This is a genomic window from Microcoleus sp. Pol12B4, from assembly GCF_036701385.1.
Lineage (GTDB): Bacteria > Cyanobacteriota > Cyanobacteriia > Cyanobacteriales > Microcoleaceae > Microcoleus.
This window is the reverse complement of the sequence record NZ_JAUBQR010000135.1, coordinates 7467-18937: the sequence shown is the minus strand read 5'-3', so window position 1 is coordinate 18937 and position 11471 is coordinate 7467. Positions and strand designations below refer to the sequence as shown.

9 protein-coding genes and 1 pseudogene are annotated in these 11471 nt (G+C 46.2%); 7 read left to right on the top strand and 3 right to left on the bottom strand.

What is annotated here, in order from left to right; all coding sequences use genetic code 11:
• A partial coding sequence (locus QUA38_RS18420) for a TOBE domain-containing protein (protein WP_333164217.1) occupies positions 1-201 on the top strand: 201 nt, incomplete at its 5' end.
• A 239-nt stretch (positions 202-440) separates the two neighbouring features.
• On the opposite strand, the pseudogene QUA38_RS18415 reads toward QUA38_RS18420, so the two are convergent.
• Both QUA38_RS18415 and QUA38_RS18410 read right to left on the bottom strand, forming a co-directional pair.
• A pseudogene (locus QUA38_RS18415) lies at positions 441-557 on the bottom strand (Uma2 family endonuclease); the annotation flags it as partial.
• A gap of 139 nt (positions 558-696) precedes the next feature.
• Positions 697-1467 (bottom strand): TerC family protein, encoded by a 771-nt coding sequence (locus tag QUA38_RS18410; protein WP_333164214.1) that lies wholly within the window; start codon positions 1465-1467, stop codon positions 697-699.
• Between the two features lie 337 nt (positions 1468-1804).
• On the opposite strand from QUA38_RS18410, the gene psaM reads away from it, so the two are divergent.
• Entirely contained in the window at positions 1805-1900 is a 96-nt protein-coding gene (psaM, locus tag QUA38_RS18405; RefSeq protein ID WP_015174804.1) for a photosystem I reaction center subunit XII, read from the top strand.
• Positions 1901-2185: 285 nt separating this feature from the next.
• Positions 2186-2602, top strand: coding sequence for a slr1601 family putative cell division protein (locus QUA38_RS18400; protein WP_333164211.1), 417 nt, complete (start codon positions 2186-2188; stop codon positions 2600-2602).
• 225 nt (positions 2603-2827) lie between these two features.
• Here the strand turns inward: QUA38_RS18400 and ctpA are convergent, their stop codons facing one another.
• On the bottom strand, positions 2828-4066 hold the full coding sequence (gene ctpA, locus QUA38_RS18395) for a carboxyl-terminal processing protease CtpA (protein ID WP_333164208.1): 1239 nt from the start codon (positions 4064-4066) through the stop codon (positions 2828-2830).
• 588 nt (positions 4067-4654) lie between these two features.
• Here ctpA and petB point away from each other — a divergent pair.
• From petB to QUA38_RS18375, 4 genes are all read left to right on the top strand, one after another.
• Positions 4655-5323, top strand: coding sequence for a cytochrome b6 (gene petB / locus QUA38_RS18390; protein ID WP_015174799.1), 669 nt, complete (start codon positions 4655-4657; stop codon positions 5321-5323).
• A 184-nt stretch (positions 5324-5507) separates the two neighbouring features.
• Positions 5508-5990 carry a cytochrome b6-f complex subunit IV gene (petD, locus tag QUA38_RS18385; protein ID WP_333064255.1) on the top strand — a complete coding sequence of 161 codons (483 nt, stop codon included), beginning with the start codon at positions 5508-5510 and terminating at the stop codon, positions 5988-5990.
• 385 nt (positions 5991-6375) lie between these two features.
• Positions 6376-7224: a helix-turn-helix transcriptional regulator gene (locus QUA38_RS18380; RefSeq protein WP_333164206.1), complete on the top strand. Its 849-nt coding sequence runs from the start codon at positions 6376-6378 to the stop codon at positions 7222-7224.
• Between the two features lie 465 nt (positions 7225-7689).
• Positions 7690-11471 (top strand): DUF7948 domain-containing protein (locus tag QUA38_RS18375; protein ID WP_333164203.1); only part of this gene is annotated, 3782 nt, incomplete at its 3' end.

The following is an 11471-nucleotide window of genomic DNA, read 5'->3' as shown; positions in this document are numbered from 1 at the left end:
TTAGATGAAGATTCGGCTGTTGTGATTTGCGATCGCCAATTTTTAGGTAGAGAAAATCGTTATTGTTTAAAAACACCCTCGGGCGAAAAGTTATATGCACTCACAACCACAGAAAATGTTTTTCCCATTGGTTCTAAAGTTCGGTTATCTTGTGGTGACAATTCTCCCTTAGCTTTCTTTGTCAGTAAGCCTAAGCCATAGCTAATTGCTAATTGCTAATTGACATCTCCCAAAAAGAATTTAAAACCGTTGCCATATGTAGAAAAGGTTATTTGCAGCCACTCAACAGGAAGGTTACATTTCTAACCGACAGGTGAAATTCGATCGCCTGCAACTCTTTCCCATCACTCGCCCTCTTTCCCTCTCCTCAAAAAATACAGCCACCACCAAGGATAAAATCAGATCCGGATGATCGCCTGCGATCGCCAATATACCGCCAATCCCGTCAGCAACAAATTCCCCTCGCTATCCCACCAGCGCAACCATTGCTGAGTCTGATTTTGATAACTGCCTTCCCATAGGCCCAATTGTACTCCTATAAGTTTGATCGGATAGTGAAGGAAACAATATTACAAAATAAAAGCCTTTCATGCCCGGACTAAAGTCACCGGGATGAAAGGCTTTTGCACGTTTTGACCAACCTTCAATCTTGTTGGTTTGACAGATTTAAGCTCATTTTATTCAAATGAAAGTATGTTAATTTTCGGACTTCTGTCCTTGCGATTCTCGCACAGCAAGTTCTGAATCCGTCTGACTGAGAGCCATTTCTAGAGATTTTGCAATCTCGACTGGCTCTAGAGTGCGCTTAGAAAATCCCCACACAAACATCAAGACGATACTGGAAACTAGCAGCCATTGGGGAGGAACTAAATCTGGATTAATTACTTTCACCAACAACCGCAGTCCCACGAACCCTACTGTGATATAACCAGCACTTTCTAGGTGAACGAACTCATCCAGCCAGCGGATGAACAACCCGGCCATGAATCGCAGAGCAATAATTCCAATAGTAGCGCCTGTTACGACGATAAAAGTGTTATCAGAAACAGCTATGGCAGTAGTAACGCTATCCAAAGAAAATGCTAAATCCGTAAAAGCAATCATGGGAATTGCTTGCCACACAGACGCAAATCTGGGCCCGTGATGTTCTCCTTCAGAATCTGTATCTGAAGTAAAATGTTGGAAAACCAGCCACAGCAGGTAGAGAGCACCAAGCAGTTCAAACTGCCAGTATTGAATCACCCAAGTAGCCGTTAAAATTAGTAAGATCCGCAGTACAAAAGCAATTATCAAACCCAAGTTGAGAGCATTTTGCTGTTGCTTGGCATCTTCTAAACCTTTAGAAATAGACGCCAGGGCGATCGCGTTGTCAGCCGAAAGTACAGCTTCCAAAGCCACCAAAACCAACAACAATAAAAAGCCGTCAACTCCAAAATTGGGTGAAGCGTCGAGAAATTGATCTAGCATTAACTATTTTGTGAACCTAAGATTGGCAAGGGTCGAGCGCAGCGCAAATTACCCGCTCTGTCTAAAATTAGTGTCACCTTCATTTAAATCTTAACCTAACGCGGTAATTCTGTGGGAGGCGATCGTCCGAACAACTTCCCAAGCAAGCAGTCCCAGGCAACAAGGAAAAATTCTCCCCCTCCAACATTCAAAAACTGCGCCATTGGGTCACTGGGCCACTGGGGCACTCCCCCCGGACACACCATTTGTGTTGCAAGTTGTAACAAATGATTCCCAAAAGTGCCAATTTGTCTCAAATTGGTGAAAGCTCGTGCCCGCGAAAAGGAGTTTTGCGAATATGTCTTTAACAGATACCCAAGTCTACGTAGCGCTCGTAATTGCTTTGATTCCCGGAATCTTGGCTTTCCGGCTGTCAACTGAACTGTACAAATAGTTTCCAGACACCAGTTGCGAACCGCAAAACGCCTGCCTGAACAGTTAAATCTCTCGCATTACAGATACAGACAATTACTGCCGCAGTGCAGTAGATTGTTTGTGTTCAGCAAGACGAGACTGCAAGGGCAGGCATTTTTATGGGCAAATTCCGTCTTCACACGTCACCTTTGTCTCAACAATTTTGGCTGTCAGCACCCTGACAAACAGCGACGAGAGTGCGTTAAGCTCAGAATTTGCTCTTTTGAACTCTAAAACGTCAGTCTCAGGTATTTGAAAAAACATTATGCAAGCGATTCAACCCACCGTTACCCCACGGCGTCCTGTAAAAAAATCCCCTCGGGTTACTCCTCGTCGCAGTAGCAGCCGTCAGCGTTCTTACCCTCACCAAACCCTCGCGGCCGAAACAGGCGTCAAGTTGGCAGTCAACATAGTAATTTCAGTCTGTGCCACTTCTGCTTTGGTTCAGCTTTGGCCTCACTACCGGGCGGTGCAAGAAAAATTGCACGAAATCCAAGCTGAAGTCAATCTTACCCAAGGGCGAGTAAATAAGTCGCGATCGGACTTTAACCGCTACTTTGACCCTAGTCTTGCTAAAACTGTGATGCAAGAGCAAAGCAACCAAGCTGACCCGCAGCAGCGTCCGGTGATTTTGCAAGAAGCCGAGGTACCCGACGCCGAGGAATCAACCCCGCAACCTTAAGGGAACGGCTGTTTTGGGTTTGGATATCACGTCCGATGTGCATCATTCTTTTATGTCATTGCTTCGCACAGCGAAGAATGACAGATTCATCTGTCGGACGTGATATCACTTTTGACTTAAAGAGTTTTTAGGATCATTGTTGTCTGTTCTTGCGAAGGAAAGACAGAGACAGACATATACCTGTGTATGAGGCCCTGTTGCAAGCTCAAAATTTCAAACTCCGGCTTATACTGACTTTGCCAGCACGGTTTTTTCTTTAAGTAGTTGCAGTGCAGCTTGATATTGCAAGTCTGCTTCGGTGCCAATCTGATCGCGCGCGATAGGTTCCAAAGGCACTAAGCGATCGGGCGCAATCCCCAGCTTGTTAATATCTTTATGGTTAGGTGTCTCGTACTTAGCAACAGTCACGGCCAACCCAGAACCGTCAGACAAATCAAACAGCGACTGAATCAGTCCTTTGCCAAAAGTCTTTTCTCCTACCAGTTGAGCTCTGCCGTTATCTTGCAGCGCACCCGCCAAAATTTCGCTAGCGCTGGCAGTTCCTTTATTCACCAAAACAATCAGCGGATCGTTAGTTAGGGCTTGTCCAGAGGCTTCAAAACTGCCGAGAATGCCTTGTCTGTTGACTGTGTAGACGATCGTCCCGGAATCGAGCCACAGGCGGGCAATTTCAATCCCTGCTTGCAACAGTCCGCCCGGGTTGTTTCGCAGGTCGAGAATGTAGGCGGCGGCTCCTTGTTTTTCCAAGCGGTCGATCGCGTGAGCGACTTCCTCAGTGGCGTTAGCGCTGAATTGACTCAAGCGAATGTAGCCCACCGGCAAATTTTCTGAGCCCGACTGCAATTCGGCGTAAACCGGATTCAGAGCTATGCGATCGCGCACTAGCTCAATTTCCTCAGCAGCGTCCCTGCCCTCGCGCCCCAAGGTCAAGGTAACGGCAGTGCCGATGCGGCCGCGCATTCGAGTTGCAGCCTCGTCTAGGCTCAATTCTGAGGTAGGAGTGCCGTCAATTTTTAGAATGCGATCGAGGGGTTGGATGCCAGCTTTATCCGCCGGTGAGCCGGCCAAAGGAGCCACCACTGTCAGGGTATTTGTCTGGGGGTCGATCGCAATTTGCAGCCCCACACCCGTCAATTCTCCCGAAGTGTTGACCTGCAAGCTGCGGTACTGTTCTGGTTTCAGCAGTCGAGTGAACGGGTCGTCGAGTTTCGCCAGCATCCCCTGAATAGCCGTATAAGTCTGCTGTCTGTCGTTAAGCGGTTCCTTGACAGCTTTTTGGCGAATCGACCACCAGTTTTGAGAGTTGAAGCTGTCGTCCACATAAGAGCGATTGACAATTCGCCAAGCTTCGCTCAATAGCTGCTGTTCAGGAGTTAGAGCCGCCGCAGGCTGCGCCCACCCACCTAGAACTAGGACGACTTGGAGGAAAAGTAAAATAGCAATCTGGAAAACTCGTCTGTGCATGATTTTTCTGTAAAATACCAGTAAGTATTACATTTTATGTATTTTACGTTTGTACGCTTTTAAGCTTTTGTGCATTTAACTCTTCCCAAGGCATTCGGCATTCGTCAAACGTCCGCCGCGGACAAAAAATTAGTTCAATGTAACATTTGATCGCAAAATGAGTGAAGTTTTATCATAAATATTAAAATTTACGCCCCAGGGACCCGGTGGCCGGCTCGGACTTTGGTCTGTAGCTCTGCTCTTGTCTGTATGGCAGCTTGGGGCGGATGTTAAGCTTGCAGAAAATGGTATTTGAGACTCAGCCAAAGCATCGCTAGCGTGAAATTTGCACAGCAATTATGTTACATTTTTTATCACAGTCTGGAATTCGATCGGGCAACGCCAGCGAGTAGGGACAAGCCACCGCTTAGTTTCCCAGGGCTTGCAGGCGATCGCACAAGAGAATTCCTTTCGTCAGCTCCAAATTTAAAAAATAGCCTCAGGCATTTGCTAGTAAAAGCAAGCTGCTCGGCGCGGGGCGACAAAAAACCTTGTGGCTGCTGCCCTGAACCTCAACCACAGCAATATTCTTTTAGGAATTCTGGCTCCATGTTTTCTAAACAAATCACCGACTCAAAAACCTACCAGTGGTTTGAGGAACGCCTGGAAATTCAGGCGCTCGCCGATGACATCACTACAAAGTATGTACCCCCGCACGTCAATATTTTCTACTGCTTGGGCGGAATTACTTTAGTTTGCTTTCTGATCCAGTTTGCCACCGGCTTCGCCATGACTTTCTATTACCGTCCCACGGTAGCAGAAGCTTTTTCTTCAGTGCAATACCTGATGACTGAAGTCAACTTCGGCTGGCTGATCCGCTCCATCCACCGCTGGTCTGCGAGCATGATGGTGCTGATGATGATTTTGCACATCTTCCGGGTTTATCTGACAGGTGGCTTCAAAAAGCCCCGCGAATTAACCTGGGTGACAGGAGTAATCTTGGCAGTCATCACTGTTTCTTTCGGCGTGACCGGCTATTCACTGCCTTGGGATCAAATCGGATACTGGGCAGTTAAAATCGTTTCCGGCGTCCCCGAAGCTATCCCGTTTGTCGGTTCTTTGATGGTTGAACTGCTACGCGGCGGTGTCAGCGTCGGTCAAGGCACTTTGACTCGCTACTACAGCTTGCACACTTTTGTGTTGCCTTGGCTGATTGTAGTCTTCATGCTGGCTCACTTCTTGATGATTCGCAAGCAAGGTATCTCTGGCCCGTTGTAAGTTTTGAGTTTTGGGGGCGGTATTTTTTTTGCCCCCCCGCTGAATTGTGAGTTGAAAATTCAGAATTCATCGCTCATGATATTTATTTACGGCTAATACTTCCTGCGATCGCGCCGCTGATTCCGACTAACGAATACAGCGGAATCCCAGGCCCGGGTAAAACTAAAAGGAGAACACTCTCACTATGTCTATTATCAAAAAACCTGATTTGAGCGATCCAGACCTCCGCGCTAAGCTCGCTAAGGGCATGGGTCACAACTATTACGGCGAGCCAGCTTGGCCTAATGACTTGCTCTACGTTTTCCCTATAGTCATCATGGGAACGATTTCTCTGTGCGTGGGTTTGGCTGTACTAGACCCGGCTTTGGTTGGGGAACCTGCTAATCCTTTTGCTACTCCGCTGGAAATTCTGCCGGAATGGTATTTGTGGCCTGTGTTCCAAATCCTGCGCGTTTTGCCTAACAAATTGTTGGGTATTGCTTGCATGGCCGGTGTTCCCCTTGGCTTGATTTTGATTCCGTTCATCGAGAACGTTAACAAGTTCCAAAATCCGTTCCGCCGCCCTGTTGCTACTACTGTTTTCCTGTTGGGAACAGCGGTAACTCTATGGTTGGGGATTGGGGCTATTTTCCCAATTGACAAATCTTTCACACTGGGTCTTTTCTAAGATTTAAGTTTGCTTGATTTTGACGCCTGCGGGTTTCCTGTAAAGTGCTTTTGCACTGGTGGGAAACTTTAGCGGGCGTCATTTTATTTGAGATTTGAGATTTGAGATTTATTGCTCTAAAAGTTAAGAATTATCAGTAATTAATTGTAGGCACAACGGCTGGTATAAAAGTGCTGATGATCGACCCTCCACCGCCCTAGGGTCAAATACCATTAATTTTTATTGCCCCATCTTGACAAACAGATAGAGAATATGTAGCGTAAGTCTTGGGTATCTTTTGTATAACTGGAAGAACTTCAGACCTATAGAATAATAGCAACTGTCCCAGGTGCAAGCTATGTCCTCAGAGAAAGCATTAATTCTTGATTTTGCCCAGACAGACGCAATGAAATCGATTCTCCCCCATCCCGCAATCCTGTCGAGTCACGGGGCCAACTGGGAGGGAATTCATGTCGAATATCACCATCAGCCGCCAAGCGAATCCCCCGAACACTGTCTGCAACAGCACAGCATTGGCATGATACTCTCTTCAACTATCGGGGGAGCCAAACTGAACGGGAAACACTACGGTAGCGAACCCTGTCATAGTGGACAGATTTTTATCGCTGCTGCTGGTACTGATTACCACCCCTATGCAGTCGAAGACCATGAATTTATTGCGATCGCTCTTGAACCTACCGACTTCGACAATACAGTTTACGAATCGACAAATTCCAATCAGATTGAAATTATACCGCACTGGCAAATCCGCGATCCGTTGATTATGGGAATTGGTTGGGCCCTCAAAACCGAACTCGCATCAGGTAGATTAAACGGTACTCTTTATGTCGATGCACTGAAAAACGCGCTTTCACTTCATATACTGCACCGCTATTGTGCACAAAAAACCAAGATGCGAGATTTTGAAGGCGGTTTTGACCCTCACAAATTACAAACAGTTATTAATTACATTAATGAGTACATATACAAAGATTTGCACTTAAGTGAACTTGCTAATTTAGTGCAGATGAGTCCTTATTATTTCGGTCGTTTGTTTAAACAATCAATTGGAGTTACGCCCCATCAGTACGTGATTCAGTGCCGGATTGAAAAAGCAAAACAGTTATTGACAAGGCCAGATTTATCAATAATCTATATCTCGCAGCAAGTCGGCTTTCACGACCAAAGTCACTTTAGCAAGACTTTCTGCAAAATCGTCGGTTTGACTCCTAAGAAATATCGCGATCAACTTTAATAAAGGTAACACCCGCAGTCTGGCAGGGGTTAAAAACCTCTGGCGGACTCTCGGACTCTCGGACTTACCCAAAGTTTTTGGCATTCTTGAGTTTTTGCATTCACCCGCAAGTCCTAGGAGTGAATTAATTCCCCGTCTCATAGCGAAAGTCGGTGGAAACCGACTGGCAAATCCAATTAAATTATCATCAATACCAGTTCTCTTTGAGAGAACTTTCGCTATGAGACAGGGGTTTTTACCCCCTGGCGGACTCTCGGACTCTCGGAATATCGAACTGGCGGAATGTCGGACTCTCGCACTTACTGACTGATCGAACCCGTCAGCGTTGTTACAATTATTCATAAAATTAGGTAAAATTTCGCAAGAAAATTGTATTTTTCGCAAATTGTCCGCAAGAATTTACAATACAGCCGAGCTCGTAGTTTAGTAGACTTTCTGGCATAACATAAACCAGGGGTACCAGCTATGAGCTCTCAAAATCAACAGGCATCTTACGGTCAAATTCCCTTAAGTTTTATTGCAAATGCTGGACAAACTGACCCTAATGTAAAATTCCAGGTTAAAGGTGCCGGTCACAGCATCTTTTTTACTCCAAACGAAATTTCTTTCGTCGCTTTCCAGCAACCCAATGAACCGGGAAACCAAGCCACAAATTCTGCAATTGTCCGCAGCAGCTTAGCCAACAGCAACCCGAATCCCACAATTTCCGGGCTGGAACAATTGCCGGGAGTTGCTAACTTTATTTTAGGCGAAGATTCCAGTCAATGGCACACAGACGTTCCTACTTTTAACGGCGTTGTTTATCAAAACGTCTATCAAGGAATTGACCGCGTTTTCAAAGGCACAGAAGGACAACTTAAGAGCGAGTTTTTGGTAGCACCTTTTGCCGATCCGAGTCAAATTAAGATGAACTATAGTGGTGTTAACGACATCCGGTTGCGTGACGACGGTGCACTGATATTAGAAACACCGCTAGGCGAATTAATTGATAACGCACCGATAGTTTATCAAGATATCAACGACCAGCGGGTGAATGTTCCCGCAGCTTACAATTTATTAGGAAATGGTCAAGTTAATTTTAGTTTGGGATATTTTGACCCCACTCAACCGCTAGTTATTGACCCGGTTTTAGCTTACTCGACTTACTTAGGGGGTAGTGGCTATGACGCAGCCAATCGCATGAGTGTAGATAGCACAGGTGCGGCTTACTTTATTGGAAGCACTAATAACACTTTTCCTACTACTCCTGGTGCATATAACACTACGCCACCAGGTCAAGCTGATTTTTTAGTTACTAAAATTAACCCGGAAGGAACTGCCTTAGTTTACTCTACTTATATCGGCGGTTCTGGCAATGAATTCGGTCATGCTATTGCGGTAGACAGTCAAGGCAATGCTTATTTAACCGGACAAGTCGATCCGGGTTATCCAACTACGCCTGGTTCTTTTCAGCCTACAATAAATGCTTACAATACTGGGGTAACAAAACTCAATGCGACTGGGAATGCTCTAGTTTATTCTACTTTTTTAGGCGGTAGCGGAAATAGTCTCGGCAACGGCATTGCCGTAGACAGTAGCGGGAATGCTTATGTTACCGGGCTGGCGGGCGCTGGTTTCCCCACGAAAAATGCTTCCCAGCCTACAATAGGAGGCGACATTGATGCGTTTATTACTAAAGTTAATCCAACTGGCAGTGATTTAGTTTACTCTACTTATTTCGGCGGTAGCGATCGCGAGGACGCTCAAGCCATTGCAATAGATAATAATGGTAATGCCTACATTACCGGTCTTACTTATTCGACTAACTTGCCGGGGAGAGATTTAGGCTTTCAAAATGCCCGGGCAGGTAGTTATGATGGTTTTGTCGCTAAATTTGACGGCAATGGTGCGCGTGCTTATTCCACTTATTTAGGTGGCTTTGGCGAAGATAAAGGTGCTGATCTCGCTGTAGATAGTGCTGGAAATGCCTATGTTGTCGGAATTACCACTTCAACTGAGTTTCCGACTAAAAATGCAGTTCAAGTGACTTATGCAGGTGGTGCAAATGATGCTTTTGTCATCAAGTTAGGCCCTCTAGGTAACAATGCGATTTATTCAACTTATTTGGGCGGCAGCGGAGATGACAACGGGCATCGCATTACTCTAGACAGTGCGGCTAATGTCTATGTTACCGGGGATACGACTTCGACTAATTTTCCGACTAAGAATGCTATTCAAAGTGTCAGCGGCGGCGGGAAAGATGCTTTTGTCACAAGTATAAATTCGTCGGGTTCTGCCTTAGTTGATTCTACTTATCTTGGTGGCAGCGGCGACGACTACGGTAATGGTATTGCGGTGGATGCTTCTGGTGCAGTTTATGTAGCGGGAGGTACTAATTCTACTAATTTGCCTACAGCAACTCCTTTGCAAGTGGCGAATGGGGGAGGTGACTCTGATGCTTTTATTACTAAAATAATTCCTGGCGGGCCACAGGTCAAGATTGTTGAGTCGGGCGGCAGCACTAATGTAGCAGAAAGCGGGACGACGGATACTTATACAGTTGTATTGACTAATCAGCCTACTGCAAATGTGGCGATCGCACTCAATACAGACAGTCAAATTCAACCGATTGCTGGCATTAGTTTCACTCCAACTAACTGGTTTGTACCGCAAACAGTGACAGTCAGTGCAGTTGATGATGCAGTAACAGAAACTTCGCCACACAGCGGCCCGATTACTCACACTGCTATCAGTACCGATGCTAGTTATAACGGGGCGGGTGTAAGTTTTACAGTCAATGGCACTGCTGGCAATACCGTCAATGCTAATATTACTGATAACGACACCGCAGGCGTTAGCATTAGTCCTGGTAACACGACTGCGACGGAAGGCGGTGCAACTGGAACTTATACCGTTAAATTAAATACCCAACCCATCGCACCTGTTACGATTAACTTGGCTACAGGCAGTGAAATTCAACCACTTACCGCACTTACTTTTACCGCGACTAATTGGAATGTAGCTCAAACTGTTGCGGTGGCTACTGTTAACGACGATTTAGTTGAAGGGAATCATGCAGGTGCGATCGCCCATACTGCTACCAGTACCGATACTAACTATAACGGCATCACAATTCCGGCTGTTAGTGTCGCCATTACCGATAATGATACTGCCGATTTCAGCATTGCACCTACGAACATAACTGCTACAGAAGGCGGTGCAAATGGCAGTTACAAATTCCAGCTAACTTCGCAACCAACTGCACCGGTTACTATCAGTTTCAATACTGGCGACCAACTTAATCCGATCGCCACACCTATTACTTTTGACAGCACTAATTGGAATGTTGAGAAAACTGTCACTGTCACTGCGATCGACGACAATTTAGCACAAGGAACCCACAGTGGCACGATCGCTCACACAGCTACGAGTACCGATGCCAATTATAATGCGAAAGTCATTCCCAATGTGACAGCATCGATTACTGATAACGATAGTCCCGGTATTTCTCTTGTCCAATCAGAAGGCGATACAGCTATTGCTGAAGGCGGTGCAACCGATAGCTACGGCGTACTTCTGACTACCGCACCTACTGCAAACGTCACGATTAATTTTGACACAGGCAGTCAAATTAATGGGGTCGCACCTATCACTTTCACGCCGAATAATTGGAATGTGGCGCAAAATGTCACTGTTACGGCGATCGATGACAGCATAGCCCAAGGAACCCGCAGCGGCACGATCGCTCACACATCTGTCAGTACCGACAGTCAGTATAACAACCTGACGATTTCTCCTGTGACTGCCACGATTGCTGACAACGAGACGACGGGTGTGAGTATTTCACAGCAGAGCATAACTGCTACAGAAGGCGGTGCCACAGGCAATTATACACTCAATTTAAATTCGCAGCCAACTGCACCAGTTACTATCAGTTTAGATGCGGGAAATCAAATAAATGCGATCGGTGCAATTACCTTCGACGCTACTGACTGGAATGTTGCCAAACCCGTGACAGTAACGGCTACAGATGATGCGGTTGTGGAAGGAAATCATGCGGGGGCGATCGGACATACTGTTACGAGTAGCGATACGAAGTATAACGGAGTTGCAATACCGACTGTCAATGTCGCCATTACCGATAACGACACTGCGCCAACACCAACACCTCCGTTACCAACTCCAACACCGACACCAACACCTCCGTTACCAACTCCAACACCGACACCAACACCTCCGTTACCAACTCCAACACCGACACCAACACC